General features: G+C 75.2%; 21 protein-coding genes. 17 read left to right on the forward strand and 4 right to left on the reverse strand.

Annotated features, from left to right (window positions below; genetic code table 11):
* Positions 1–2 precede the first annotated feature (2 nt).
* From GCU56_RS06095 to ligA, 10 genes are all read left to right on the forward strand, one after another.
* Positions 3–800 carry an ABC transporter permease gene (locus tag GCU56_RS06095; protein ID WP_345771671.1) on the forward strand — a complete coding sequence of 266 codons (798 nt, stop codon included), beginning with the start codon at positions 3–5 and terminating at the stop codon, positions 798–800.
* Positions 797–1,684 carry an ABC transporter permease gene (locus GCU56_RS06100; RefSeq protein WP_345771672.1) on the forward strand — a complete coding sequence of 296 codons (888 nt, stop codon included), beginning with the start codon at positions 797–799 and terminating at the stop codon, positions 1,682–1,684. Before GCU56_RS06095 ends, GCU56_RS06100 begins: the two co-directional genes overlap by 4 nt.
* Complete coding sequence (locus GCU56_RS06105; RefSeq protein ID WP_163480612.1) at positions 1,681–2,790, forward strand: ABC transporter ATP-binding protein; 1,110 nt, start codon at positions 1,681–1,683, stop codon at positions 2,788–2,790. The genes GCU56_RS06100 and GCU56_RS06105 overlap by 4 nt, the downstream gene beginning before the upstream one ends.
* 143 nt (positions 2,791–2,933) lie before the next feature.
* Positions 2,934–3,713, forward strand: coding sequence for an electron transfer flavoprotein subunit beta/FixA family protein (locus tag GCU56_RS06110; RefSeq protein WP_163480613.1), 780 nt, complete (start codon positions 2,934–2,936; stop codon positions 3,711–3,713).
* 32 nt (positions 3,714–3,745) lie between these two features.
* Positions 3,746–4,708, forward strand: a complete 963-nt coding sequence (locus GCU56_RS06115; RefSeq protein WP_163480614.1) for an electron transfer flavoprotein subunit alpha/FixB family protein — start codon at positions 3,746–3,748, stop codon at positions 4,706–4,708.
* 105 nt (positions 4,709–4,813) lie between these two features.
* Entirely contained in the window at positions 4,814–6,211 is a 1,398-nt protein-coding gene (locus GCU56_RS06120; protein WP_345771673.1) for an MFS transporter, read from the forward strand.
* Positions 6,208–7,398, forward strand: a complete 1,191-nt coding sequence (locus GCU56_RS06125) for a cysteine desulfurase family protein (protein WP_163480615.1) — start codon at positions 6,208–6,210, stop codon at positions 7,396–7,398. The genes GCU56_RS06120 and GCU56_RS06125 overlap by 4 nt, the downstream gene beginning before the upstream one ends.
* Positions 7,399–7,408: 10 nt before the next feature.
* A complete protein-coding gene (gene mnmA, locus GCU56_RS06130) occupies positions 7,409–8,482 on the forward strand; it encodes a tRNA 2-thiouridine(34) synthase MnmA (RefSeq protein ID WP_163480616.1) in 1,074 nt (357 codons plus the stop codon).
* Positions 8,483–8,557: 75 nt separating this feature from the next.
* Entirely contained in the window at positions 8,558–9,598 is a 1,041-nt protein-coding gene (locus GCU56_RS06135) for a methionine synthase (protein ID WP_163480617.1), read from the forward strand.
* Positions 9,599–9,656: 58 nt separating this feature from the next.
* Positions 9,657–11,807 (forward strand): NAD-dependent DNA ligase LigA, encoded by a 2,151-nt coding sequence (gene ligA, locus GCU56_RS06140; RefSeq protein ID WP_163480618.1) that lies wholly within the window; start codon positions 9,657–9,659, stop codon positions 11,805–11,807.
* A 194-nt stretch (positions 11,808–12,001) separates the two neighbouring features.
* Here ligA and GCU56_RS06145 read toward each other — a convergent pair whose 3' ends face one another.
* Complete coding sequence (locus GCU56_RS06145; protein ID WP_345771674.1) at positions 12,002–12,682, reverse strand: ACT domain-containing protein; 681 nt, start codon at positions 12,680–12,682, stop codon at positions 12,002–12,004.
* A 233-nt stretch (positions 12,683–12,915) separates the two neighbouring features.
* Here GCU56_RS06145 and gatC point away from each other — a divergent pair, with 233 nt between their 5' ends.
* Genes gatC through gatB form a run of 4 tightly spaced genes read left to right on the forward strand, consistent with a single transcriptional unit; the run spans position 12,916 to position 16,455 of the window.
* Positions 12,916–13,257 carry an Asp-tRNA(Asn)/Glu-tRNA(Gln) amidotransferase subunit GatC gene (gene gatC / locus GCU56_RS06150; protein ID WP_163480620.1) on the forward strand — a complete coding sequence of 114 codons (342 nt, stop codon included), beginning with the start codon at positions 12,916–12,918 and terminating at the stop codon, positions 13,255–13,257.
* Positions 13,254–14,774: an Asp-tRNA(Asn)/Glu-tRNA(Gln) amidotransferase subunit GatA gene (gatA, locus tag GCU56_RS06155; RefSeq protein ID WP_163480621.1), complete on the forward strand. Its 1,521-nt coding sequence runs from the start codon at positions 13,254–13,256 to the stop codon at positions 14,772–14,774. The genes gatC and gatA overlap by 4 nt, the downstream gene beginning before the upstream one ends.
* Positions 14,771–14,965 carry a hypothetical protein gene (locus GCU56_RS06160; protein ID WP_163480622.1) on the forward strand — a complete coding sequence of 65 codons (195 nt, stop codon included), beginning with the start codon at positions 14,771–14,773 and terminating at the stop codon, positions 14,963–14,965. Before gatA ends, GCU56_RS06160 begins: the two co-directional genes overlap by 4 nt.
* The gene (gatB, locus tag GCU56_RS06165; protein ID WP_163480623.1) at positions 14,962–16,455 is read left to right on the forward strand and encodes an Asp-tRNA(Asn)/Glu-tRNA(Gln) amidotransferase subunit GatB; all 1,494 of its coding nucleotides are present in this window, start codon (positions 14,962–14,964) and stop codon (positions 16,453–16,455) included. The genes GCU56_RS06160 and gatB overlap by 4 nt, the downstream gene beginning before the upstream one ends.
* 111 nt (positions 16,456–16,566) lie before the next feature.
* On the opposite strand, the gene GCU56_RS06170 is transcribed toward gatB, so the two are convergent.
* The 3 genes from GCU56_RS06170 to GCU56_RS06180 form a co-directional block, all read right to left on the reverse strand.
* Positions 16,567–17,727, reverse strand: coding sequence for a PQQ-dependent sugar dehydrogenase (locus GCU56_RS06170; RefSeq protein ID WP_345771675.1), 1,161 nt, complete (start codon positions 17,725–17,727; stop codon positions 16,567–16,569).
* Between the two features lie 248 nt (positions 17,728–17,975).
* Entirely contained in the window at positions 17,976–18,341 is a 366-nt protein-coding gene (locus tag GCU56_RS06175) for a PH domain-containing protein (RefSeq protein ID WP_345771676.1), read from the reverse strand.
* Between the two features lie 46 nt (positions 18,342–18,387).
* The gene (locus GCU56_RS06180; RefSeq protein ID WP_163480624.1) at positions 18,388–19,209 is read right to left on the reverse strand and encodes a helix-turn-helix transcriptional regulator; all 822 of its coding nucleotides are present in this window, start codon (positions 19,207–19,209) and stop codon (positions 18,388–18,390) included.
* 88 nt (positions 19,210–19,297) lie between these two features.
* Here GCU56_RS06180 and ilvD point away from each other — a divergent pair, with 88 nt between their 5' ends.
* The 3 genes from ilvD to GCU56_RS24465 all read left to right on the forward strand — a co-directional run bounded on the left by ilvD (position 19,298) and on the right by GCU56_RS24465 (position 26,473).
* The gene (gene ilvD / locus GCU56_RS06185) at positions 19,298–21,004 is read left to right on the forward strand and encodes a dihydroxy-acid dehydratase (protein ID WP_163480625.1); all 1,707 of its coding nucleotides are present in this window, start codon (positions 19,298–19,300) and stop codon (positions 21,002–21,004) included.
* A gap of 136 nt (positions 21,005–21,140) precedes the next feature.
* On the forward strand, positions 21,141–23,771 hold the full coding sequence (locus tag GCU56_RS06190; protein WP_163480626.1) for an EAL domain-containing protein: 2,631 nt from the start codon (positions 21,141–21,143) through the stop codon (positions 23,769–23,771).
* Between the two features lie 71 nt (positions 23,772–23,842).
* On the forward strand, positions 23,843–26,473 hold the full coding sequence (locus GCU56_RS24465; RefSeq protein WP_163480627.1) for a putative bifunctional diguanylate cyclase/phosphodiesterase: 2,631 nt from the start codon (positions 23,843–23,845) through the stop codon (positions 26,471–26,473).
* Positions 26,474–26,622 lie beyond the last annotated feature (149 nt).

The raw sequence follows: 26,622 nt of genomic DNA on the forward strand, positions 1-26,622 counted from the left end.
CGGTGTTCCTGCTGCTGCCCATCGCGGTGGTCGCGGTGGAGGCCTTCCGCGCCACCGACCCGGTCACCTTCGAGGAGAGCTGGTCGACCGACAGCATCACCACCATCACCGAGGGTGCCTACCGGCGCGCCTACGTGGGCAGCCTGCAGCTCTCCGCGCTCACCGCGGTGCTCGGCGCCGCCCTCGGGCTGACGCTGGCGGTGGCCGTCCTGCGGTCACGCCGGGGCCGGCTGCTGCGCCGGCTGGTGCTGACCGCCTCGGGTGTGCTCGCCAACTTCGGCGGCGTCCCCCTGGCCTTCGCCTTCATCGCCACGATCGGCAACGCCGGCGTGGTGACCGCGCTGCTCACCGACACCCTCGGGCTGGCCGGCTTCTCGCTGTACTCGATGACCGGCCTGGCGCTGGTCTACCTGTACTTCCTCGTGCCCCTGATGGTGCTCACGATCACCCCGGCGCTCGAGGCGCTGCGGCCGCAGTGGCGGGAGGCCGCGGACAACCTCGGCGCCACCGGCTGGCAGTACTGGCGGTACGTGGGCGGGCCGGTGCTGGCCCCGCCGGTCATCGGCGCCACCATGCTGCTGTTCGCGTCGGCGTTCGCGGCCTACGCCACCGCCCGGGCGCTGGTGGGCAGCAGCATCCCGCTGGTGACCCTGCAGATCGCCGACGCGCTGTCGAGCAACGTCGTCGTCGGCGCGGAGAACCTGGGCAAGGCGCTCGCCCTGGGCATGGTCGTGCTCATCGGCCTGGTCATGGTCTTCTACGCCTGGGTGCAGCGGCGCACGCAGCGGTGGCTGTCGTGACGGCGCTGGCCACGGGGGGTGTCGCGGGTGCCGGGAGTGTCGCCCCGGAGGCGCCGGTCCGCGCCGGCCGGCGGGGCGGCGGCGCCTGGCGCTGGGTGGTCCTGGCGCTGTTCGGGCTGTACTTCCTGGTGCCCATCGCCGCCTCGGTGTGGTTCACCGTCCGGGACCGCGGCGCGGGCGGGCTGACCGCCGAGCACTACACCGGCATCCCGGGTGCCGAGGGCTTCGCCGAGACCTTCGGCCGGTCGCTGACGCTCGCGGCGCTGACCGTGCTGATCTCGCTGGTCCTGATGGTGCCGACCGTCGTCCTGGTGGAGCTGCGCCTTCCGCGCCTGCGGACGACGGTGGAGCTGCTCACCCTCCTGCCGCTGGTGCTGCCGCCGATCGCCCTCGTGGTCGGCGTCCGCAGCGTGCTGGCCTGGGCGCCGGACTACTTCTTCGGCACCCCGCTGGCCGAGGTGTTCTTCGCGCTCCAGCGGCCGTCGCTGCCCTGGATCCTGGTCTTCGTCTACGTCGTCCTCGCGCTGCCGTTCGTCTACCGCGCCCTGGACGCCGGCCTGCGCGGCACCGACCTGCGGACGCTCACCGAGGCCGCCCGCAACCTCGGCGCCTCCTGGCCGCGGGTCCTCGTCTCGGTCGTGCTGCCGGTGCTCCGCACGTCGGTGCTCAACGCCGCGTTCCTGACCCTCGCCCTCGTCCTCGGGGAGTTCACCATCGCCCAGATCCTGGGCTTCCGGACGTTCCCCACCTGGATCCTGGAGATCTCCGGGTCCCAGCCCCAGCTGTCGGTGGCGGTCTCGGTGCTCTCCCTCGGGATGACCTGGGTCCTGCTGCTGCTGATCTCCGCGCTCGACCGCCGGCGTGCGGGGAAGGAGTCCGCATGACCACGGCCCCTCCGGGGACGGCCCGGGTCGCGGCCGCGCCGGCCGACCTGCGCGAGCGCCCCGGCGTCGGCGTCCGGCTCGAGGGACTCACCCGCCGCTACGGGTCGGTCCTGGCCCTCGACGGGCTGGACCTCGAGGTGGCCGGTGGCGAGTTCCTCGCCCTCCTCGGGCCCTCGGGCTGCGGCAAGACGACCGCGCTGCGCGCGATCGCCGGCTTCGAGCAGCCCGATGCCGGCCGGGTGCTGCTCGACGGCCGGGACATCACCGGCGTCCCGGCCAGCAAGCGGGACATGGGCATGGTGTTCCAGGCCTACAGCCTGTTCCCCAACCTGACCGTCGCCGAGAACGTCGCCTTCGGCCTGCGGGTCCGGCGGCGCGGCAAGGGCGAGCAGACCCGGCGGGCCGCCGAGCTGCTGGAGCTCGTCGGCCTCGCCGACCGGGGCGGCCGCTACCCCCACCAGCTCTCGGGCGGCCAGCAGCAGCGGGTCGCGCTGGCCCGGGCGCTGGCCGTCGCGCCGCAGGTGCTCCTGCTCGACGAGCCGCTGTCGGCGCTGGACGCCCAGGTGCGGGTGCAGCTCCGGGAGGAGATCCGCCGCATCCAGCTCGAGCTCGGCATCACCACGGTGTTCGTCACCCACGACCAGGCCGAGGCGCTGTCGGTGGCCGACCGGGTGGGGGTGCTGCGCGAGGGCCGGCTCGAGCAGGTGGCCTCGCCCGACGAGCTGTACCAGCGGCCGGCGACGGCGTTCGTCGCCGAGTTCGTCGGCACGATGAACCGGGTGCCGGCGGTGCCGGCCGACGGGGGGGTCGAGCTGCTCGGCGTCCGCCGGCCGGTGGCCGGACCGGTCCCCGGCGCCGGTCCCGTCGTGGCCCTGGTCCGGCCGGAGTCGCTCACCGTCGTCGCCGACCCCGCCGGCGCCGGACGGGTGGTGACCCGCACGTTCTCCGGTGCCTCGACCCGGCTGGCGGTCGCCCTGCCCGACGGCGTGGAGGTCGCGGTCGACGTCGGGAGCGCGGAGAGCGCCGACCTGGTCCCCGGGACGGCGGTCACCGTGGTGCCCGCCGATCGACCGGTGCTGGTGGCCCCGGCCGGACCGGCGCAGTAGCGGCCCGGACGCCGTCCGACGGTGGTGACCGGGGTCACCGGGCCTCCGGGGGGCGGCCCCGTTACCCGGCGGTAACCTCCACTATCGGAGCAGGCAGGCGGCTGCCCGCAACCTGACACCCCAGCGCGGAGGTAGGTCTGACGATGAACATCGTCGTTCTGGTCAAGCAGGTCCCCGACTCCGGGAGCGAGCGCAGCCTGGACCCGGCGGACAACACCGTCGCCCGGGGGAGTGCGGACAACGTCGTCAACGAGATCGACGAGTACGCCATCGAGGAGGCGCTGACCCTCAAGGAGGCGCACGGCGGCGAGGTCACCGTGCTGACGGTGGGCCCGGACTCGGCGGCCGACGCGATCCGCAAGGCGCTGTCCATGGGTGCGGACAAGGCCGTGCACGTGGTGGACGACGCGATCCACGGCGCCTGCGCGCCGCAGACGTCGGCGATCCTGGCCGCGGCGCTGGGCCAGCTTGAGTACGACATCGTGATCTCCGGCGCGGAGTCCACCGACGGCCAGCTGTCGGTCATGCCGGCGCTGCTGGCCGAGCGGCTGGGCATCCCGCAGCTCTCCGGTGCCCGCAAGCTCACCGTCGAGGGCGGCGTGGCGCGGGTGGAGCGGCAGACCGACGGCGGCTACTGGGCGCTGGAGGCGCCGCTGCCGGCGATCGTCTCGACCTGGGACACCATCAACGAGCCGCGGTACCCCTCCTTCAAGGGGATCATGGCCGCGAAGAAGAAGCCGGTCACCAAGCTGACGCTGGCCGACCTGGGCATCGACCCGGCGACGGTCGGGCTGGCGACGGCCACCAGCCAGGTGCTCGACTTCGCCGGCCGCCCGCCCAAGGGCGAGGGCGTCAAGGTCCCCGACGAGGGCGACGGCGCGGCCAAGCTGGTCGACTACCTCGCCAGCCAGAAGATCGTCTGACCGGGTCGAAGCGAAGAGGAGACGGAGCAGTCATGGCAGAGGTCCTGGTCCTGGTCGAGCTCGACCCCACCGGCAGCGGCGTCCGCAAGACCACGCTCGAGGCGCTGACCGCCGCCCGCGCGCTCGGTGAGCCCTCGGCGGTCGTCGTCGGCGCCCCCGGGTCCGCCGCCGCCGCGCACGACGCGCTGGCCGAGTACGGCGCGGCGAAGGTCTACGTCGCCGAGTCCGAGGAGATCGACTCCTACCTCGTCGCCCCCAAGGCCGAGGTGCTCGCGCAGCTGGTGGCCTCGGTGTCCCCGGCCGCGGTGGTCATCCCGTCGTCGGCGGAGGGCAAGGAGGTCGCCGGCCGGCTGGCCGTCAAGACCGGCAGCGGTTTCCTCACCGACGTCACCGAGATCGCCCCCGACGGCACCGCCACCCAGGTGGCCTTCGCCGGGGCGACGATCGTGCACTCCAAGGTCACCGTCGGCACGCCGATCTACACCGTCCGCGGCAACTCGGTCACCCCCGAGCCGGCCCCGGCCGCCGCGGCCGAGGAGCCGGTGGCCGTCACGCTGTCCGACGCCGCGAAGCTGACCCGGGTGGTCGACCGCGTCGTGGAGCAGAAGTCCTCCCGGCCGGAGCTGACCGAGGCCTCGATCGTGGTCTCCGGTGGCCGCGGGGTCGCGTCGGCGGAGAACTTCGCCATCATCGAGGCCCTCGCCGACTCCCTCGGGGCCGCGGTCGGCGCCTCCCGGGCGGCGGTCGACTCCGGCTACTACCCGCACACCTTCCAGGTGGGACAGACCGGCAAGACCGTCTCCCCGCAGCTCTACATCGCCGTCGGCATCTCCGGCGCCATCCAGCACCGGGCCGGCATGCAGACCTCGAAGACGATCGTCGCGATCAACAAGGACCCCGAGGCGCCGATCTTCGAGCTCGCCGACTTCGGGGTGGTGGGCGACCTGAACACCGTCGTCCCCCAGGCCACCGAGCAGATCACCGCGCGGCGGTAACCGGCCCCTGCAGCGGAGCCACCCGTCGAGCGCCGGTCCCGTCCGGGGACCGGCGCTCGCCGCGTCGCCGGGAAGCCGTCGCGAGGTTCGCGGGTTGGCGCAAGGGTGACCACCACCGCCGCCGGAGGAGTCTTCGACCGCGCCCACCGGAGGACGACCGCCGGGCTGCTGATGCTGGTCACCTTCATCGCCTTCGAGGCCATGGCCGTCGGTACCGCGATGCCGACCGCGGTGGCCGAGCTGGACGGGATGGCCTGGTACGGCTGGCCGTTCAGCGCGTTCCTCGTGGCCTCGGTGGTCGGGATGGTCACCGGGGGCGACGTGGGGGACCGGCGGGGTCCGCGGGTCGCGCTGCCCTGGGGGGTGGGCGTCTTCGCCGCCGGCCTGGTGACGGCGGGGCTGGCCGGCTCGATGGCGGTGTTCGTGGCCGGCCGGGCGGTGCAGGGCCTCGGCGCCGGGGTGATGGTCGTCCTCATCTACGTCATCGCCGGCCAGGCCTACCCGCCCGCGCTGCGGCCGCGCCTGTTCGGGGCGATCTCGACGGCGTGGGTGCTGCCCGCCCTGATCGGCCCGGTGGTGTCCGGGCTGGTGACGACGCACGCCACCTGGCGGCTGGTGTTCCTGGGCCTGGTGCCGCTGATCGCCGTCGGGCTGCTGCTCGTCCTGTCGGCCGGCCGGCAGCTGGCCGCACCGGAGGACCCGGCCCCGTCGCCGCCGGGGCGCCGCTGGTGGGCCGTGCTGGCCGGGCTCGGCATCGCCGCGCTGCAGTACGCCGGTCAGCGGCTGGACGCCGTCGCGGTCGGCGTCGCGGCGGTCGGTCTGGTCGCCCTGGTCGCCGGCCTGCGCCCGCTGCTCCCGGCCGGGACGGCGTGGGCCCGCCGCGGTCTGCCCGCCGTGGTCGCCAGCCGTGGCCTGCTCGCCGGCGCCTTCTTCGGCATGGACGCCCTCCTGCCGCTGACCCTGACCTCCGTGCACGGCTACAGCGCGACGGCGGCCGGCATCCCGCTCACCGCGGGGGCACTCGGCTGGGCCGCCGCCTCCAACCTGCAGGGACGCCGTCCGGACCTGCGCCGGGAGCGGTTGCTGCGCGTCGGCTTCGCGCTGCTGGCGGTCGGTCTGGCCGGGACGGCGCTGGCGGCGGTGCCGGCGCTGGACGGCTGGCCCGCCTACGTCTCCTGGGCCGTGGCGGGTCTGGGCATGGGGCTGGGCATGCCGAGCGTGGGCGTCCTGCTCCTCGACCAGTCGCCCGAGCACCGGCGGGGCGCGGACTCCGCCGCCCTGCAGATCTCCGACGTGACCGCCTCGGCGCTGTGCGTCGGGCTGGCCGGCGTGCTCGTCGCGGCGGCGACCGCGGGTCTGCTGTCCCTGCCGGGTGCGGTGGTCGGAGCGATCGCGGCGTTCACCGTCATCGCGGTCGTCGGTGCCCTCGTGGCCCCCCGTGCCGCCGCCCCCGCCGTCGCGCCGGGGGCCGCGCCGCACACGACTACATTGGCTGCGTCATGACGTACCTGGACCACGCGGCGACGACGCCGGTGCTCCCCGAGGTGCTGGCTGCGATGACCGAGCAGCTGGGCCGCGTGGGCAACCCCTCCTCGCTGCACGCCAGCGGCCGTGCCGCCCGCCGCGTCGCCGAGCAGTCGCGCGAGCGGCTGGCCGAGGCGCTGGGCGCGCGCCCCTCGGAGGTCCTGTTCACCGGCGGGGGCACGGAGAGCGACAACCTCGCCGTCAAGGGCCTGTTCTGGGCCCGGCGGGACGCCGACTCCCGGCGCCGGCGGATCGTGGTCAGCCCCGCCGAGCACCATGCGGTCATCGACAGCGTCGAGTGGCTGGCCAAGCACGACGGGGCCGACATCACCTGGCTGCCGGTGGAGCCCACCGGCCGGATCACCCCCGACGCGCTCCGGGCCGCCCTCGGCGACGGCTCGGACGTCGCGCTGGTCAGCGTCATGTGGGCGAACAACGAGATCGGCACGGTCAGCGACCTGCCCGCGCTGGCCGCGGTCGCGCACGAGGTCGGCGTGCCGCTGCACACGGACGCGGTGCAGGCCGTGGGCCAGGTGCCGGTCGACTTCGGCGCCAGCGGCGTCGACGCGCTCACCATGACCGGCCACAAGCTCGGCGGGCCGATGGGCGCCGGCGTCCTGCTGCTGCGCCGCGACGCCGAGTGCGTGCCGTTGCTGCACGGGGGCGGCCAGGAGCGCGACGTGCGCTCGGGCACCCTCGACGTCGCCGCCATCGTCGGGCTCCAGGTGGCGGCCACCACCGCCGTCCGGACCCGGGTGCCGCGCGCGGCGCGCCTCGCCGCGCTGCGCGACCGGCTGGTCGCCGGCGTGATGGCGCAGGTGCCCGACGTCCAGCTGAACGGCCCACCCCTGGACGACGTCGTCGCGGGCGGGCCCGGTCGCCTGCCGGGCAACGCGCACCTGTCCTTCGCCGGTGCCGAGGGCGACGCGCTGCTCATGCTGCTGGACGCCCGGGGAGTCGAGTGCTCCACCGGCTCGGCGTGCAGCGCCGGCGTGGCCCGGCCCAGCCACGTGCTGCTCGCCGTCGGTGCCGACACCGATCGGGCGCGCAGCTCGCTGCGCTTCACGCTCGGCTCCCCGTCCACCGACGCCGACGTCGACGCGGTGCTGGACGTGATCGCGCCCGTCGTCGAGCGGGCCCGCCGGGCGGGCCTCGGCCGGCGATGAGGTCCGCGCGATGAGGCTGCTCGCCGCGATGAGCGGGGGAGTGGACTCGGCGGTCGCCGCCGCGCTCGCGGTGGAAGCCGGCCACGACGTCACCGGCGTCCACCTGGCGCTGTCCCCGGATCGGCAGGTGCTCCGCAGCGGGGCGCGCGGCTGCTGCAGCGTCGAGGACGCCCACGACGCCCGCCGGGTCGCCGACGAGCTGGGCATCCCGTTCTACGTCTGGGACCTCGCCGAGCGTTTCACCGAGGACGTCGTCGACGACTTCGTGGCCGAGTACGCCGCCGGTCGCACCCCCAACCCGTGCCTGCGCTGCAACGAGAAGATCAAGTTCGCCGCCGTCCTGGACCGCGCGCTGGCACTGGGCTTCGACGCCGTCGTCACCGGCCACCACGCCCGGCTGGCCGACGGGGCGCTGCGCCGGTCGGTGGACGCCGCCAAGGACCAGTCGTACGTGCTCGCCGTCCTCACCGCCGACCAGCTGGCCGGCGCGGTGTTCCCCCTGGGGTCCATGACCAAGGAGACCGTGCGGGCCCTCGCCGCCGAGCGCGGTCTCGCCGTCGCCACCAAGGCCGACTCCCACGACATCTGCTTCATCCCCGACGGCGACACCCGCGGCTTCCTGGCCCGCCGGCTCGGGGCGCAGCCGGGGCCGGTCGTCGACGCCGCGACCGGCGCGACCGTCGGGGAGCACTCCGGGGCGTACGGCTTCACGGTCGGGCAGCGCCGCGGCCTGGGCGTGGCCGTCGGGGACTCGCGCCCCCGCTACGTCCTGGGGATCGAGCCGGTGAGCCGCACGGTCACCATCGGTCCGGCCGAGCTGGCCGGCGTCGGCGAGGTCCGCACCGCGCCGCCGACCTGGACCGGGCCGGTGCCGGAGCTGCCCCTCACGGCGCGGGTGCAGCTGCGGGCCCACGGCACGGCGGTGCCGTGCGAGGTGACCGCAGGGGACGGCGGTGGCCTCCGCCTGGTGCTGGGGACCGAGCAGCGGGGGGTCGCCCCCGGGCAGTCGGCGGTCCTCTACGCACCCGACGCCGAACGCGGCGACCTGGTGCTCGGTCAGGGCACGGTGCTCGGCACCGCGTGAGGGAGCGGCCCCCTGCCCCCCGCCACTCGCGAGCTGGCGGCGGGACCCTGCACGGGGCCGACTACCGTCGCCGTCGTGGCCCCGCCGATCGACCCTGCCCAGCCGATCGACCCGTCCGACGACGACCGCGTCGGGCGGCCGGTCGCCTGGGGCCCCGCCACCGGCGTCGGCTCGCTGCCCGGGACCGACGCCGCGGAGTCCGTGCGCCTGGTCGTCGGCGAGCTGCCCGACTTCGCGCACCTGCCGGAGTTGCCGGGCCGCGGCGCCGGCGCAGACCTCGTGGGGCGCAGCGCCGCGCTGCTGGTCGACCTCGCCGTCGACCTGACCCCGGCCGGCTGGCGGCTGGTCCCTCGGTCGGGCCTCGACCAGCGCCGGGCACGGGAGTTCCTCGCCCGGGACCTCGACGCGGTCCACGACGTCGCCGCGGCCTACGAGGGCCCCCTCAAGGTGCAGGCCACCGGCCCGTGGACGCTGGCAGCCGGCCTCGAGCGGACCCGCGGCGACCGTGCGGTGGTCGACGCCGGAGCCCGCCGTGACCTCGCCCAGTCCCTGACCGAGGGGCTCGCGCAGCACGTCGCCGCCGTCTCCGCGCGGGTGCCGGGCGCCCGGATCGTCGTGCAGCTCGACGAGCCGTCCGTGCCGGCCGTCCTCCTCGGCGGCCTGCCCACCGTGAGCGGGTTCGGCAAGCTGGCCGCGGTCGAGGCATCGGTGGTGGAGCAGGAGCTGGCCGCGGTCGTCGCCGGGCTGCCGGTGCCGGTGCTCGTGCACTGCTGCGCGGACCGCGCCCCCCTCGAGCTGTTCCGGTCGGCCGGCGCCGACGGGGTCTCCTTCGACCTCGGGCTGGTGCAGGACCTCGATGCCATCGGGACCGCCGTGGAGGCGGGTACGCACCTGCTGGTCGGCGCCGTGCCGGGCACCGACGCGCCGCTGCCGGCCCCCAAGGCGACCGCCTCCCGGTTGCGCGCGTGGTGGCGGGAACTGGGCTTCCCGGCCGAGCAGCTGCCCGCGGCGGTCACCCTGACCCCGGCGTGCGGGCTGGCCGGGGCGACCCCCGCCTACGCGCGGGCGGCGATGACCCACGTCCGTGAGGCGGCCCGGTACCTGCAGCCCGACTGAGCCGCCCGACCGGGGGAACCGCAGGCCGGTCGTCGTACCCGGCGGATACCGTTCCGGCGTGACCACCGAGGCGGAACTCGACGGACCCCAGGTCGCCGCGGCGGCGGATCGGGAGGACCTCACCGAGGTGCCCGACGACGCCCGCACCCGGCACCGGGACCTGTCGGAGGAACTGGACCGCTACGCCTTCGCCTACTACGTGCGCGACGAGCCGCTGGTCAGCGACGGTCAGTACGACGAGCTGATGGGCGAGCTCAAGGCGATCGAGGCCGGACACCCGGCGCTGGTCACCCCCGACTCGCCGAGCCAGAAGGTCAACGGCGGTTTCACCGCGACCTTCGCGCCCGTGCAGCACCTCGAGCGCATGCAGAGCCTGGACAACGCCTTCTCCAGCGACGAGCTGTCGGCCTGGGCGGCCCGGGTGGAGCGCGACGGCGCGGCCGCGGCGAGCTACCTCTGCGAGCTCAAGGTCGACGGTGTCGCCGTCGCGATCGTCTACGAGAACGGCCGCATGGTCCGGGCCGCCACGCGGGGCGACGGGACGACGGGGGAGGACGTGACCGCCAACGTCCGCACGATGGGAAACGTCCCGCAGCAGCTGACCGGGGACGACCTCCCGGAGCTGCTCGAGGTGCGTGGCGAGATCTACTTCCCGGTGGCCGGCTTCGCCGACGTCAACGCCGGCCTGGTCGAGCAGGGCAAGGCCCCCTTCGCGAACCCGCGCAACGCCGCCGCCGGCTCCCTCCGGCAGAAGGACCCGAAGATCACCGCGTCCCGGCCGCTGCGCCTGGTCGTGCACGGCGTCGGGGCGCACCGCGGCTTCGACGTCGACCGGCAGTCGGCCGCCTACGACCGGCTGCGGGACCTCGGCCTGCCGGTGAGCGACCGGTTCCGGGTGGTCGACGACCTCGAGGCGGTCTGGGCCTTCATCGAGCAGACCCGGGAGCAGCGGCACTCGGTCGAGCACGAGATCGACGGCGTCGTCGTGAAGGTCGACCAGTACGCCCTGCAGCGCCGGCTCGGCTCGACCTCGCGGGCCCCGCGCTGGGCGATCGCCTTCAAGTACCCGCCGGAGGAGGCGACGACGAAGCTCCTCGACATCAAGGTCAACGTCGGCCGCACCGGCCGGGTGACGCCGTTCGCGTACATGGAGCCGGTCAAGGTCGCCGGGTCCACGGTGCAGCTCGCCACCCTGCACAACGCCTCCGAGGTGGTCCGCAAGGGCGTGCTGATCGGCGACACCGTCGTCATCCGCAAGGCCGGCGACGTCATCCCCGAGGTGCTCGGCCCGGTCGTCGCCGCGCGCACCGGCGACGAGCGCGCGTTCGTCATGCCCTCGCACTGCCCGGAGTGCGGCACCGAGCTGCGGCCGGAGAAGGAGGGCGACGCCGACATCCGCTGTCCCAACGCCCGGTCCTGCCCCGCGCAGCTGCGGGAGCGGGTGTTCCACGTCGCCGGTCGCGGCGCGTTCGACATCGAGAACCTCGGCTACGAGGCCGCGATCGCGCTGCTGCAGAGCCACCTGCTGCAGGACGAGGGGGACGTCTTCTTCCTGGACGCCGAGCAGTTGCAGCGGTCGGGGTTCTTCACGAAGAAGGACGGCACCCTGAGCGCCAACGGCGCGAAGCTGCTGACCAACCTGCAGAGCCGCAAGGACGTCCCGCTGTGGCGGGTGCTGGTGGCGCTCTCCATCCGGCACGTCGGGCCCACCGCCGCCCAGGCGCTGGCCCGCGACTTCCGCTCGCTCGACCGGATCATGGCGGCGTCCGAGGAGGAGCTCGCCGCGGCCGACGGCGTCGGGCCCACGATCGCGAAGTCGGTGCGCGACTGGTTCGAGGTCGACTGGCACCGCGACGTGGTCGAGAAGTGGCGCCAGGCCGGGGTCCGCATGGTCGACGAGGGCAGCGACGCCGGTCCCGGCCCGCTCACCGGCGTCACCGTCGTCGTCACCGGATCGCTGCGTGACCACAGCCGGGACCAGGCGATCGCGGCGATCCAGGAGCGTGGCGGCAAGGTGACCGGCTCGGTGTCGAAGAAGACCGGTTTCGTCGTCGTGGGCGCCGACCCCGGCAGCAAGTACGACAAGGCGGTGCAGGTGAAGGCGCCGGTCCTCGATGACGACGGCTTCCGGGTGCTGCTCGAGGAGGGGCCCGAGGCGGCGCGCGCCGTCGCCACCGTCGGTGACGGCAGCGAGGCCCCGGAGGAGTGAGCGGGTCCACCGGCGGCGCGTCCACTCGCGGACGCGTGCGGGACGCGCCGGGGCGGTCGCCGCGGGGACTCGTGTTCCCGCGGCTCAGTACGGCGGGGGTGTGATGACCGCGGTGAGGCCGGTGGGCGTCGTGACGGTGAGGGTGCCGTCGGGCGCGGGCCCGCCAGAGCGGCCCAGGTCGGAGATGCAACAGATCAGAGTGGGGGCAGGTGCGCGACGGTGGTGGCGATGCCGGTCAGGTGGGCCAGTCGGAGCAGTTCCGAGCGCCGGAACGGCGGGCCTCCCGACCGGCCCAGGACGACGGCGCACCCGGGACCGCCGTAGGGGGCGGCCATCATCTCGATGGCCATCTCCTGCCAGCGCTCGGGCAGCCAGTCGTCCTCGCTCGGCAGCAGCCGTGGTCCACCGAGCGGCATCCACGGCAGGGTCATCCCCTCGAACGTGGGTGCCGCCTCGGACGAGGCCGCCACCTCCCACGGCGCGCCGTCGGACGAGTCCTCGACCGCAGAGAGGACGACGGCCCAGCCACTGTGGAAGACGCGCGGCAGCTCGGCGGCCAGCAGCTTGGCCGAGGTGCCCTCGGCCGCGTGGGCCAGCGCGTCGAGCAGGTCGAGCTCACGGTGGGTGTCCAGTGGCCCCGCGAACGGGCGCAGCGACTCCACCTGCACGCCCGGGACCGCCTGTGCCGCGGTGATCAGGCTGTCGGGCACCCGGTCGGCGGGCAGCTCCACCACGACGTCGTCGACGGCGACCCCGCCGCCGCGTTCCAGCACGTCCACGGACACGATGTCGATGCCGGCCGACCCGAGCGCGGTGGCCACGGCGCCGAGGATGCCGGGGCGGTCGGGCACGACCAGCCGCAGGAGATAGGACACGGTTCCCTCCGGGGACGTCCTCGAGGTGCGGGCCGATCTCCGTCGATCGCGGGTGCCGTCAGCTTCCCCCATCGACCCGGCGGGGGTCGAGGGGCCCCGCGCGGAGCCCCGGTCGGGGCAGGCGCCCCCTCTGCCGCCGATCGGAGCAGCAGCGGCCCCACGTACAGTGGCGGGGTTGGTCCCTGGTCCCCAGCGGCCCCCGAGGGGGCCGCCGAAGTGGAGTTCGCAGCGCCGTGAGCAGCCCCTCCCCGCAGGAACGACCCGGCCCCGGAGACACCGCAGGACTCGGGCGGCAGGACGTCGCGCAGCTGGCCCGGCTCGCCCGGCTGGCCCTCACCGACGAGGAGCTCGACCACTTCGCCGGCCAGCTGTCGGCGGTGCTCGACGCCGTGGCGCAGGTCGGGAAGGCCGACGTCGGCGACGTCCCCCCGATGACGCACGCGGTTCCGCTGACCAACGTGACCCGTCCCGACGTCGTCACCCCGAGCCTGCTCCGGGACGTCGTCCTGGCCGGCGCCCCGGCCGCGGAGGACGACCGCTTCCGCGTGCCGCAGATCCTGGGGGAGGAGCAGTGAGCGACCTCACCACGCTCGACGCCGCCGAGCTCGGCCGGCGCCTGACCGCCGGCGAGCTGTCCTCGGTGGAGCTGACCCGCGCCTACCTCGACCGCATCACCGCGGCCGACGAGGTGCTGGGTGCCTACCTGCACGTGGACGCCGAGGCCGCCCTCGCCCGCGCCGGGGAGATAGACGCCGCCCGCAGCGCCGGGGACGAGCTGGGCCCGCTGGCCGGCCTGCCGGTCGCCCTCAAGGACGTGTTCGTCACGGAGGGCGTGCCCACCACCAGCGGCTCGAAGATCCTCGAGGGCTGGCGGCCGCCCTACGACGCCACCGTCGCGGCCCGCCTCAAGGACGCCGGCACGGTGCTGCTCGGCAAGACCAACATGGACGAGTTCGCGATGGGCTCGTCCACGGAGAACTCCGCGTACCGGCCGACCCGCAACCCGTGGGACCCCGACCGCATCCCCGGCGGCTCGTCGGGGGGCTCGTCCGCCGCGGTCGCCGGCGGGCTGGCGCCCTGGGCGCTGGGCACCGACACCGGCGGATCGATCCGGCAGCCGGCCGCGGTCACCGGCCTGGTCGGGCACAAGCCCACGTACGGCGCCGTCTCCCGGTACGGCCTGATCGCGTTCTCCTCCAGCCTCGACCAGGCCGGACCGATGGCGCGCACCGTGCTGGACGCCGCGGTCCTGCACGAGGCGATCGGCGGGCACGACCCGCGCGACTCCACGAGCATCGACGCCCCGGTGCCGGTCGTGGCCAAGGCCGCCCGCGAGGGCGCGCACGGTGACCTCGCCGGCCTGCGGGTCGGCGTCGTCCGCGAGCTGGGCGGCGACGGGCACAGCGACGGCTACGACGCCGGCGTCCTGGCCCGCGTCCGGGAGACGGTGGAGCTGCTCGAGGGCATGGGGGCCGAGGTCCGCGAGGTCTCCTGCCCCTCGTTCGACCTGGCGCTGCCGGCCTACTACCTCATCGCGCCCAGCGAGGCGTCGTCCAACCTGGCCCGGTTCGACGGCATGCGCTTCGGCCTGCGGGCCGGCGACGACGGCAGCCACGACCTCGACGAGGTCATGTCGCTCACCCGCGAGCAGGGCTTCGGCCCGGAGGTGAAGCGCCGCATCATCCTGGGCACCTACGCGCTGTCGGCCGGCTACTACGAGGCCTACTACGGGCAGGCGCAGAAGGTCCGCACGCTGATCACCCGCGACTTCACCGCGGCCTTCGACGGCGTCGACGTGCTGGTCAGCCCGACCAGCCCGACGGTCGCCTGGCCGATCGGCGCCCGCGTCGACGACCCGCTGGCCATGTACGCCGCCGACCTGTGCACCCTGCCGGCGAGCCTGGCCGGCCTGCCGGCGATCTCGGTGCCCTGCGGACTCTCCGACGGACTGCCGGTCGGCTTCCAGGTGATGGCGCCCGCCCTGGCCGACGACCGCTGCTACCGGGTCGCCGCCGCGGTCGAGGCGGCCCTGGACACCACCCGCGGGCACCGGCTGCTCGACGAGCTCCCGACCCGGACGGCCGCCGCGTGAACGGCGCCCTCAAGGCGGCCTGGGCGCTGACCGTGTTCGTCGTCCTGGTGGGCCTCGTCGGCTGGATCGCGACCGGCGAGGCGTTCTTCGCCGTCTTCATCGTCCTCGGCCTGGTGACCGCCGTCGGTGCGTGGCTGAGCGGGCGGTCGACGCCCACCGGCCGCACCGACACGAAGGAGAACCCCTCATGAGCGACACCCTCGTGGACTTCGACGAGGTCCTCACCCGCTACGAGCCGGTCATCGGCCTCGAGACCCACGTCGAGCTGGGCACCGCGTCGAAGATGTTCTGCGGCTGCTCGACCACCTTCGGCGCCGAGCCGAACACCCAGACCTGCCCGGTCTGCCTCGGCCTGCCCGGCTCCCTGCCGGTGGTCAACGCCGCGGCCATCGAGGCCACGATCCGCATCGGCCTGGCGCTGGGCTGCCGGATCGCCACCTGGAGCCGGTTCGCCCGGAAGAACTACTTCTACCCGGACATCCCCAAGGGCTTCCAGACCAGCCAGTACGACGAGCCGCTGTGCATCGCCGGCCACCTCGACGTCGAGGTCGACGGGGAGACCCACCGGGTGGAGATCGAGCGGGTGCACCTCGAGGAGGACACCGGCAAGAACCTGCACGTCGGGGGAGCGACCGGGCGCATCCACGGGGCGTCCCACTCGCTGGTCGACTTCAACCGGGCGGGGATCCCGCTGGTCGAGATCGTCACCCGTCCCATCCCGGGCACCGGCGCCCAGGCCCCCGAGGTGGCCAAGGCCTACGTAACCGAGCTGCGCGAGATCCTGCTCGCCCTCGGCGTCTCCGAGGTGCGCATGGAGCAGGGCAACCTGCGCTGCGACGTGAACACCTCCCTGGCGCCGGTCGGCAGCCTGGAGTGGGGCACCCGCACCGAGACCAAGAACGTCAACTCGCTGCGCTCGGTGGAGCGCTCGGTCCGCCACGAGATGCGCCGCCAGGCCGCCGTCCTCGACGCCGGCCAGCGGGTCCTGCAGGAGACCCGGCACTTCCACGAGGACTCCGGGTCCACCTCGCCGGGGCGGAGCAAGGAGGAGGCCACCGACTACCGGTACTTCCCCGAGCCCGACCTCGTGCCGGTCGCCCCCGACGCCGAGTGGGTCGAGAAGCTGACCGCCGAGCTGCCGGAGCTGCCGGGCGCCCGCCGCACCCGCCTCCAGGAGGAGTGGGGTCTGTCGGCGACCGAGATGTCCTGGCTGACCGGCGCCGGTGCACTGGGCCTGGTCGACGCCACCGTCGCCGCGGGTGCCACGCCGGGCGACGCCCGCAAGTGGTGGCTCGGTGAGCTGGCCCGCCGGGCCAACGACGCAGGGGTGGAGCTCGCCGAGCTGGCCATCACACCGCGGCAGGTCGCCGAGCTGACCGCGCTCGTGTCGGCCGGAACGGTCAACGACCAGCTGGCCCGGCAGGCACTCGACGGGGTGCTGGCCGGCGAGGGCGACCCGGCGCAGGTCGTCGAGTCCCGCGGCCTGGCGGTCCTGGGGGAGTCCGACGAGCTGGTCTCCGCGGTCGAGGCGGCCATCGCCGGGGCGCCGGACGTCGTCGCCAAGGTGCAGGGCGGCAAGGTGCAGGCGCTGGGCGCACTCGTCGGGGCGGTCATGAAGACCACCCGCGGCAAGGCCGACGCGGCGACGGTGCGGCGGATGCTCGAGGAGCGCGTGCTGTGACACCGCGGTCCCACCGGACCGCACCGCGGCCAGGGGCCGTCCCTCCGGTGCGCTGAGCCCCACCGTCGCGCCCATCGCGGACCCCTCCGGGGCCCGCTCGGACGCGACACGTCAGAGCGGGGAGTCGGTCGTCCCGCCGGGCGGCGGCACGCGCAGCACCCGGTCGTCCTCCTCGACCGGGACGCCGATGCCGTCACGGTTGGACGTGGTGATCCACAGCGCGCCCTCGGCGTCGAGGACGACGGTGCGCAGCCGGCCGTAGCGCTCGGCGAGGAAGTCGGTCGGCTCCTCGACGGCGGCGCCGCTGCCGTCCAGTTCGACGACGTGCACGCGCTGGCCGTCGAGGGCGCCGAGGAAGACGGTGCGGCCGGCCACCGCGCAGCCACCCAGGCCGCCCTCGGCCCCCGGGAACTCCACGACGGGGTCGACGCTGTCCGGCCCGGCGTCGGGCCAGCCGTGGTCCCCGCCGGGCACCACCGCGTCGAGCTCGTCGGGGTCCCCGGCGGAGTCGTCGGTGGCGTACATCTGCTCGTCGCCGCCCATGCAGAGCGCGGTCACGTCACGGTGGCCGCGGCTGTGCACCCGATCCCCGCCGACCGGCTGGCCGAAGACGTCGACGTGCAGCACCTTGCCCGCCAGCGAGGCCCCGTCCTGGGCCAGGGCCGGGTTACCGGTGTCCCCGGTGCCGACGTACAGCGTGCCGTCGAGTCCGAACAGCAGGCCCCCGCCGTTGTGGGTCTCACCGCGCGGGATGCCGGTCAGCACCGGGTTCGGCGTACCACCCAGCGGGAAGCGCACCACCCGGTTGTCGGTCGCGGTCGACAGGTAGGCGTAGAGCAGGCCGTCCTCGGCGAAGGTGGGGGAGAGGGCGAGGCCCAGCAGGCCACCGTCGCCGGCCGGGTCCACGCCCGGCACGGTCATCAGCTCGCGGGCGGGGGAGCGGTCGGGGAAGACCTGCAGCAGCCGCCCGCTGTCCCGCTCGCCCACGACCGCGCTGCCGTCGGGCAGCACGACCAGTCCGGTCGGCACGGTCAGGCCGGAGGCCACCACGTTCGGGTCGCCGGCCTGCTCGCCGGCGTTCGGGTCCGCGGGATCCCCCGGCGCGGGCACCTGCGGGGACTCCGTCGGCGGGCCCACCTGCGGCGGAGGGTCCTCCGGGAGCGGCCGGAAGGGGCCCACCGGCTCGTAGCCGTCGTTGCCGCACCCGGCCAGGACGGCGGTCAGCACCGCGGCGGCGGCCATCCCGCCCACCCGCTCCGCGCGCCGCCTCACCCCGAGAACAGTACGTGCGCCGACCGGCCCCGTCCCGGGTGCGCCGACCTCGGCCCCGGCCCGCTCGCGCGCCGACCTCGGTCCCGGCCCGTCCCGCCCCGAGCCGGCGACGGGTGGGGAGGACGGCGTCCTCCTGGGGTCGGGAGCCGTGCCCGCGTGCTGGCCGGCCGGCCGCTGCCGAACGTGGTCGACGCCTGCTGAGGGGCCCGCGCGGCCTGAGGGCCCCGCGCGGCGCGGGCCCGTGGCCGCTACTGCGTCTGGGGGATGCGACCGCCGGAGAGGGCGGCCAGCCGGGGCAGGTCGCGGGCCCGCAGCACCGGCAGCCGGACCTCGGTGCCGCCGGTCGTGACCAGCCACAACTCCCGGCGCTCGCTGACCCGGATGCCGGCCAGCTCGGTCCAGCCGACGGTCCGGTGACCGGCGAGCGACCGGGCGGTGATCCCGTCGTCGTCGACGTCCACGCCCACCCGCAGCACCCAGGCGGCGACGAGCAGCGGCAGCAGCAGGAACACCAGCGTCCAGGTCGCGGCGAAGGCGAGCGGGATCGCGCACACGAGCAGGAAGACGACCGGCAGCAGCGCCGTCCGGCTCATCCGCATCCGGGCAGGGGCCACGCCTGTCGATGATCCCAGACGCCGGCGGGGGCGAGGGGGCTCGCTCTCAGCCGCCGAGCCGGGCCAGCTTCCCGGCGGCGTCACTGCCCTCGGCGGCGGTGTAGACGACCAGTTGGAGTCCCGGGGCGTCGGCGGGGGTCAGCTGGTGGTGTTCGAGCAGCAGCGTCCCGACCCGCGGGTGCTCGAAGCGCCGCTCCCCGGAGCTGAAGCGGTCGACGTCGTGGCTGGCCCAGCCGGAGGCGAAGTCCGGGCTGGCCGCCTCCAGCCGGGCCACCAGGTCCACCACCTCCGGGTCGGCGAGGCGCGGGCCCACCTCGGCGCGGAACTGGGTGAGGAACCGGCGGCTGTCGGTGGTCCAGTCGCCGAGCAGGTCGCGCACGGCCGGGTCGGTGAAGACGAGCTCCAGCAGGTTGCGGCCGCTCGGCGGCACCCGGGCGACCCCGGGGTAGAGCCGCTCGTAGGCCCGGTTCCAGCCCACGATCGCCCAGCTCGAGGTGATCACGTAGGCAGGGGAGGGCCCGAGGGCGTCCACCAGGCGCTGCACGTGGGCAGGCATGGCGTCGGCCGCCGTCGCCGGCACCGCGCTCCCGTGCCCGGCCAGCCGGAGGACGTACTCGTGCTCGGCCGGCGACATCCGCAGAGTGCGGGCCAGGGCGTCGACCACCTGCCGGGACGGGCGGATGTCGCGGGCCTGCTCCAGCCACGTGTACCAGGTGTGACCCACCCCCGAGAGCATCGCGACCTCCTCGCGGCGCAGTCCGGGGGTGCGGCGGGATCCGCCGGAGGGCAGCCCGACCGCCCGGGGGTCGACCTGGCGGCGACGGGAGCGCAGGAACTCGGCCAGCTCGCGGCGGGCGGATGCGGTCATCGGTCCTCCTGGCCGGCCGGTGGTGGTGTCGGTACCAGTATCAGCGCTGTCCTCCCGCCGGTCGGCGGGCGGCCTACCCTTCCCTCTCGTGACGACCGTCGAGGACCCCCGTACCGCCACCGCAGACGTCAAGCCCCGCAGCCGCGAGGTGACCGACGGGATCACCCGGGCCCCGGCCCGCGCGATGCTCCGCGCGGTCGGCATGGGCGACGACGACTGGGAGAAGCCGCAGATCGGCGTCGCGTCGTCCTGGAACGAGATCACCCCCTGCAACCTGTCGCTGGACCGGCTGGCCAAGCGGGCCAAGGAGGGCGTGCACGCCGCCGGCGGCTACCCGCTGGAGTTCGGCACGATCTCGGTCTCCGACGGCATCTCCATGGGCCACGAGGGCATGCGCGCCTCGCTGGTCTCCCGCGAGGTCATCGCCGACTCGGTCGAGACCGTCATGTTCGCCGAGCGGCTCGACGGCTCGGTGCTGCTCGCCGGCTGCGACAAGTCCCTGCCCGGAATGCTCATGGCCGCCGCGCGGCTCGACCTCGCCAGCGTCTTCCTCTACTCGGGCTCCACGCTGCCCGGCACGCTCGGCGACCGCGACGACCTCACGATCATCGACGTCTTCGAGGGCGTCGGTGCCTGTTCCCGCGGGCTGATCAGCCGCGAGGACCTCGACGCCATCGAGAAGGCGGCCTGCCCGGGCATGGGCTCCTGTGGCGGCATGTACACGGCCAACACCATGGCCAGCGTCGCCGAGGCGCTGGGGATGGCGCTCCCCGGCAGCGCCGCCCCGCCCGCCCCCGACAGTCGCCGCGACGCCTTCGCGGTCGCCTCCGGCGAGGCCGTGGTCAACCTGCTCCGCCACGGCATCACCGCGCGTCAGATCATGACCAAGAAGGCGTTCGAGAACGCCATCACCGTCGTCATGGCCCTCGGCGGCTCGACCAACGCCGTCCTGCACCTGCTGGCCATCGCCCACGAGGCGCAGGTCGACCTGACCCTCGACGACTTCAACCGGATCGGCGACCGCACACCGCACCTGGCCGACGTCAAGCCCTTCGGCCGCTTCGTCATGACCGACATCGACCGCGTCGGCGGCGTCCCGGTCGTGCTCCGTGCCCTGCTCGACGCCGGGCTGCTGCACGGTGACGTGCTGACCGTGACCGGGAAGACGATGGCCGAGAACCTGGCCGAGATCGCCCCGCCGGACCTCGACGGCACGATCGTCCACGCCATGGACGACCCGATCCACCGGACCGGTGGGCTGACCATCCTGCGCGGCTCGCTGTCGCCGGAGGGCGCGGTCGTCAAGTCCGCGGGCTTCGACGCCGACGTCTTCGAGGGCACCGCCCGCGTCTTCGACGGTGAGCAGGGCGCGATGGACGCCGTCACGGAGGGGACCCTGCAGGCCGGCGACGTCGTCGTCATCCGCTACGAGGGGCCCAAGGGCGGGCCCGGGATGCGCGAGATGCTCGCCGTCACGGGAGCGATCAAGGGCGCCGGGCTGGGCAAGGACGTGCTGCTCCTCACCGACGGCCGGTTCTCCGGCGGGACGACGGGCCTGTGCGTCGGCCACGTGGCCCCGGAGGCGGCCGACGGCGGGCCGATCGCACTGGTCCGAGACGGCGACCGCATCCGGCTGGACCTCGGCGCCCGCACCCTCGACCTGCTGGTGGACGACGACGAGCTGGGCCGCCGCCGGCAGGACTGGGCCCCGCTGCCCCCGCGCTACACCACCGGCGTGCTCGGGAAGTACGCGAAGCTCGTCGGCTCGGCCTCGCAGGGCGCCATCTGCGGCTGAAGGAGGACCATCCGGCGGCCGGGCCGGTGGTCACCCCCGCCCGGGAGCCCACCCCCTACGGGTGAGCGACGCGCCCTTCCGGCTGTTCCGCCCCGGCGGGTCTGCCGACAGGGCAGGTGTGGACAGGCTGAGGTGGGTGCTCCTGGCGAGCGCCGTGTCGGTGGGGGTCGTCTGCGCGGCGACCGCCGGCACGGCCGGGCCCGGCTCTGCCGGGGACGTCGCCCTGGCCGCGATGGGCGTGGCCGCTGCCGTGGTCATCTGGTGCGCCGGCCGGTCGCGTCAGCCGGGCGCGCGCGGGTGGCGGCTGATCGCCATCGCCCCCCTGATGCCGGTCGCCGGCTTCGTCGCCGTCGTGGTGCTGGCCCCTGTCGACCCCATGCAGCAGGCGCTGGTGCGCTGGCTGCCCACCGTGCCCGGCTACCTGTTCGTCGTCCTCGGGATCCTGACCCTCGTCGACCGGGACCGGCTGCGCCGGGGTGCCCGGTCCGGCGTCGAGGTCGCCCTCTTCGGGACCGCCTGCCTGCTCGTCGTCCAACTGCTCGTGCTCGGCCCGGACCGCAGCTGGCTGGACCTGCGGCCCGCCGAGGCCCTGGTGCTCGGTGCCGCCGTGGTGATCACCTCCGCCACGATGACCGTGGCCCTGCTGCTGCTCGGCGTCATCGAGAGCCACCGGCAGACCATGGCGCTGGTGCTGCTCGCCGGCACGGCGCTGACCACGGCCGGCCGTGCGCTGGGCACCTCCGCCGTGCTCTCCGGTGCGGTGGCGCTCAGCGACCTCGGCCGGTTCCTCGTCACCGGCGGCCTGGCGATGCTCGCCGCGGCCGCCCTCACCGACTCCGGTCCCCGGGCCTCGGACGGCGCCCACGAGCGACCCCGCAGCGGGCGGTCGACCCAGCTCGGCCAGGTGCTCCCGCACGTGGCGATGGTCGTCGCCGTGCTCGGCGGGGCGCTCGCCGCGCTGCTCAGCGCCCGGAGCAACCCCGTGGTCATCACCGGCGTCCTGCTGTGCGCCGTCCTCGCGGCCGTGCACCGCTGGGTGACCGCCCGCGAGGAGCAGAGCATGGGCGCCCGGCTGCAGCGCAGCGAGGCCTACTTCCGCTCCCTGGTGGCGGCCAGCTGCGACGCGGTGCTCATCCTCGACGACGACCTGCGGGTCTCGTGGGCCTCGCCCGCCGTGGCCGGCGTCCTCGGCGACCCCGGCCGGGCCGTCACCGGCTCCCTCCTGCTCGAGCTGGTGCACCCCGACGACGCCGTGCCCGTGGCCCGCGCGCTGCAGGCCGACGGCACCGGGCCGGCGGACGGCCTGCTCCTCCTCCGCATGCGGCACGCGGACGGCACCTGGCGGCACCTGGAGGCCAGCGTCTCCGACCTGCGCCGGGACGCCGACGTGGGCGGGGTCGTCCTGCACTGCCGCGACACCACCGAGCGGGTGGGCCGCGAGCAGGCGCTCGAACAGGTGGCGTTCACCGACCCGCTGACCGGCCTGCCCAACCGGGCCGGCTGCGTCCGGACCCTCGAGGACGCCCTGGTCACGGCCGCCGTCCCCGGGACGACGTGCCGCACCCTGCTGCTCATCGAACTGCACGGCCTGGACGAGGTGCGTGAGCACGCCGGCCGCGACGTGGTCAGCTCCGTGCTGGTCGAGGTCGGCCGGCGGCTGCGGGCCACCGTCCGTGGGCCCGAGCTCGTGGCCCGGGTCGGCGGCGGCGCGTTCGCCGTCCTGGTCGAGGGTGCCGCGCGCATGGTCGACCAGCTCGCCGACCGCTGCCTGTCGATCCTCGAGCAGCCGCTGGACACACCCGGCGGCCTGTTCGACCTCAGCGCCAGCGTCGGCGTCGTCGAGCTGAGTGCCGGCCAGGACGTCGGCGAGCTCCTCGGCCGCGCCGAGCTCGCCGTCCGCGCTGCCGCGGCCTCCGGCCCCGGCAGTGCGCTGCGCTACCGGCCGGCCCTGGGCAACGCCGCCTCCCGGCGGGCCCGGCTGCGCGACGACCTGCCTGGTGCGTGGCAGCGCGGCGAGTTGTCGGTGCTGTTCCAGCCGGTGGTGTCACTGGGCGAGCAGCGGGTCACCGGTGTCGAGGCGCTGCTGCGCTGGCGGCACCCGGAGCTCGGGGACGTGCCCCCGGCGGAGTTCGTGCCGATCGCCGAGCGCGCGGGGGTCATCGGCGAGCTGCAGCGGTGGGCCCTGGAGGAGGCGGCGACCGTCGCGGTCGCCCTGCCCTCCGCCGGCGCCCCGCTGCGGTTGGGGGTCAACATCTCCGCGTCGCACGTCGCCGCGCGGACGCTGGTCGGTGACGTCGCCGCGGTGCTCAGCAGCACCGGGTTGTCGCCGGAGCGGCTGGTCCTCGAGATCACCGAGGCGACCGTGCTGGCCGACGGCGAGCACGTGGTCGTCGACATCGAGGCGCTGCGGCTGATGGGCGTGCACGTGGCCCTGGACGACTTCGGCACCGGCCACTCGTCGCTGGCGCACCTCACCCGGCTGCCCATCGACGTCCTCAAGCTGGACCGCTCGTTCGTCTCCCGGATCGACCGGGACCCCAAGAGCCGGGCGCTCTGCGAGTCCGTGGTCGCCATCGGGCAGGCGCTGGGCCTCGACGTCGTCGCGGAGGGCGTCGAGACCCCGGCCCAACTGGGTGCCGTGCGCGCCGTGGGCTGCGGGTTCGCCCAGGGCTTCCTGCTGGCCCGGCCGCTGCGCCACGACCAGCTCACCGACCTGCTCTCCGACGGCGCCGGCCTGTTGTGGCCGGGACTCGTTGGCACGCGCTGATGACCGGCGGACCGAGCGGGCGGCGCAGCTCCGACGGGTCCGGTCGTCGTGGCCGCGGCACCGCGGCCACGATGGCCTTCCTGGCGTCGCTCGCCGCGGTGCTGGCCCTGACCGTGGCGACGGCACCGGATGCCGCCCCGCGCCTCGGACCGGCCCTGCTGGCCGTCGGCTCGTGGGTCACCGCGTTCGTCGTGGCCCGCCGGGCAGCCCGGCTGCCCGCCCGGTCGGCGGGCCCGTGGCGGGCGTTCGCGCTCGCCGCCGTGCTGCTCGGGCTCGGCCAGGGGGCCAGCGCGCTGGCCGGCGCCGGGGTCAACACCAGTGAGGCCGGCTGGCAGGACGTGCCGCTGGTGGCGGCGGTGCCCGTCGCCCTGATCGCCTGCGCCCGGCTGCTGCCGGGAACCGGCCGCCGCCCCATCGGCTCCCGGGCGTTGCTGGACGGCGGGATCGTGCTCGTGGCCGTCGGCCTGCTGGGCGAGGCCCTCCTCGCCGACGCCGCCGCCCGCTCCGGAGGTGTCGTCGACGCCCTCGTCTCGGTGGGCTACCCGGCGGTGGGCGCACTGCTGTGCGGGGTCGGGCTGGTCACCGTCGCCGCGGCGGCCGACGCCCGGCGCGGCGCGGCCGCCTGGCTGCTGACGTCGTTCGTGGCCCTCGCCGTCGTGGTGGTCAGCGGCGCCCTCGCGGTCACCCTGCGGAGCACCGCCTTCGACGTCGTCACCGGCCTGGCCTGGATCGCGATGCTCGCTGCCGGTGTGCGGGCGGCCGAGGCCGACCCCGACCGGGTCGGCGAGGACACCCAGCCGTCGGCCGTGCTGCCGCTGCCGGGTGTCGTGTTCAGCATGTGCGCGGCCTTCGGCGTCGCCCTGTTCCTCGCCGTGGGGGTGGCCGTCGGCCGTCCCGTCTCGCCCGTCGAGGGCGCGGGGATCACCGTGCTGATGCTGCTGACCTTCGTGCGCTGCCTCCTGTGGGCCGTGGACGGAGAGCAGCTGACCCGCCGGGTCCGGCGCACCGAGGGCTGGCTGCGCGCCCTGCTGCACAGCGGCGAGGCGGTCACCGTCCTCCTCGACGGGGCCGGTCGCGTCGCCTGGACCTCCGGGCCCGTGCACGACCAACTCGGCTGGCACCCGCGCGACCTCACCGGCCGTGCGCTGGTCGCCCTCGTGCACGCCGCCGACCGTGACGTCCTCGTCGCCGTGGCCGCCGCCGTCCGCGGCGGGGAGCAGCCCGCCGAGCTGCCCGTGACCCTGCGGCTGGGCAGTCGCGACGGGGACTGGCGGGACGTCGAGGTGTCGGGCGCCGCCCGCACCGGCGGCGAGGACGAGGGACTGGTCCTGCACCTCCGGGACGTCAGCGACCGCAGCAGCACCCACCGGCGGCTCGAGCGGCTGGCCTACACCGACTTCCTCACCGGTCTGCCCAACCGGGCACGCTTCATGGCCGCCCTCGCCGAGCCGGCGGGCGCCGAGCCCGGGTGCGTCCTGGTGGTCGACCTCGACGGGTTCAAGGCGGTCAACGACGTGGCCGGGCACGACGCCGGTGACCGGTTGCTGTGCGAGGTCGCCGACCGGCTGCGCGGCGCCGCCCGGGAGGAGGACGTCGTGGCCCGCCTCGGCGGCGACGAGTTCGCCGTCCTCGTACGGTCCGGCCGGGACGAGGCCACGGCCCTCGCCGAGCGCCTGGTGTCCCTGCTCGACCGCGAGCACCGCCCCACCGCGGCCGACGGGAGCCCCGGCAGCGGCCCGGTCTTCGCCGTCTCCGGAAGCGTGGGCGTCGCCGAACTCCGGGCCGGCGACGACCCCGCCGACGCGGTGCGCCGCGCGGACGTCGCGCTGCGGGCGGCCAAGGCCGCCGGCAAGAACTGCGTCCGGTCCTCCGGCGCGGCCCTCGACCGGCTCGTCGACCGCCGCGCCCGCCTGGCCCGCGACCTGCCCTCCGCGATCGCCGACGGCGCGCTCACCCTCGTCTACCAGCCGGTCGTCGGCGTGGCCGACCGGCGGGTCCTCGGCCTGGAGGCCCTGGTGCGGTGGGAGCACCCGGAGCTCGGCGCCGTCCCGCCGGACGAGTTCGTCGCCCTGGCCGAGGACGACGGCCTCATCGTCCCCCTGCAGCGATGGGTGCTCCGGACGGCGACCACGGCGCTGGCACCCCTGCTCGCGGACGGCCACGACCTGCAGCTGGGTGTCAACGTCTCGATCCGCCACCTGCAGGCCGGGTGCCTGGTCCCCGACGTCGCCGCGGCACTCGCCGACTCCGGCGTGCCGCCCCGCCGGCTGATGGTCGAGCTGACCGAGTCGGTGCTCATGGGCACCGACGACCACGTGGAGGACGACCTGCGCGCCCTGCGGGGGATGGGCTGCGTCATCTCCCTCGACGACTTCGGCAAGGGGCACTCCACCTTGGCGCGGCTGGCCCGCCTCCCGGTCGACGTGCTCAAGATGGACCGGGCGTTCGTCGCCCACATCCAGGACGACCCGCGGAGCGCGGCGCTGGTGCGCAGCGTGGTCGAGCTCGGGCCCGTCCTCGGCATGGACGTCGTCGCCGAGGGGGTCGAGACCGCGGGCCAGCTGGCGGCGCTGCGTGAGGTGGGCTGCCGCTACCTGCAGGGGTTCCTGCTGGGGGCGCCGGTGCCCGCCGCGCAGCTGCCCGGTGTGCTCGCCGGCTTCGACCCGGCGGTGCTCGACCACGCCGTGCCGTCCCACGTCTGACCTCCCTGCCGTCCACACAGTGGGACGGCGTGGTTGACGACGACCCTCGGGGAGGCGCACAGTGGGCGGGTGCGCCCGGCCTGCCTGCTCCTCGTAGTCGCCTAGCGCGTCGGTCTCCCGACCGACGCGCTCACCCCTCTGTGCCTGCG

Source organism: Geodermatophilus sabuli, assembly GCF_010686765.1.
Taxonomy (GTDB): Bacteria; Actinomycetota; Actinomycetes; order Mycobacteriales; family Geodermatophilaceae; genus Geodermatophilus; species Geodermatophilus sabuli_A.

What these genes read in the sequence shown, in the direction of transcription:
- GCU56_RS06115 (WP_163480614.1), top strand. Translation starts at nt 3,746, where the DNA reads ATGGCAGAGGTCCTGGTCCTGGTCGAGCTCGACCCCACCGGCAGCGGC.
- GCU56_RS24465 (WP_163480627.1), top strand. Translation starts at nt 23,843, where the DNA reads ATGGCCTTCCTGGCGTCGCTCGCCGCGGTGCTGGCCCTGACCGTGGCG.
- mnmA (WP_163480616.1), top strand. Translation starts at nt 7,409, where the DNA reads ATGAGGCTGCTCGCCGCGATGAGCGGGGGAGTGGACTCGGCGGTCGCC.
- gatB (WP_163480623.1), top strand. Translation starts at nt 14,962, where the DNA reads ATGAGCGACACCCTCGTGGACTTCGACGAGGTCCTCACCCGCTACGAG.
- GCU56_RS06110 (WP_163480613.1), top strand. Translation starts at nt 2,934, where the DNA reads ATGAACATCGTCGTTCTGGTCAAGCAGGTCCCCGACTCCGGGAGCGAG.
- GCU56_RS06105 (WP_163480612.1), top strand. Translation starts at nt 1,681, where the DNA reads ATGACCACGGCCCCTCCGGGGACGGCCCGGGTCGCGGCCGCGCCGGCC.
- GCU56_RS06180 (WP_163480624.1), bottom strand. Translation starts at nt 19,209, where the DNA reads ATGACCGCATCCGCCCGCCGCGAGCTGGCCGAGTTCCTGCGCTCCCGT.
- GCU56_RS06125 (WP_163480615.1), top strand. Translation starts at nt 6,208, where the DNA reads ATGACGTACCTGGACCACGCGGCGACGACGCCGGTGCTCCCCGAGGTG.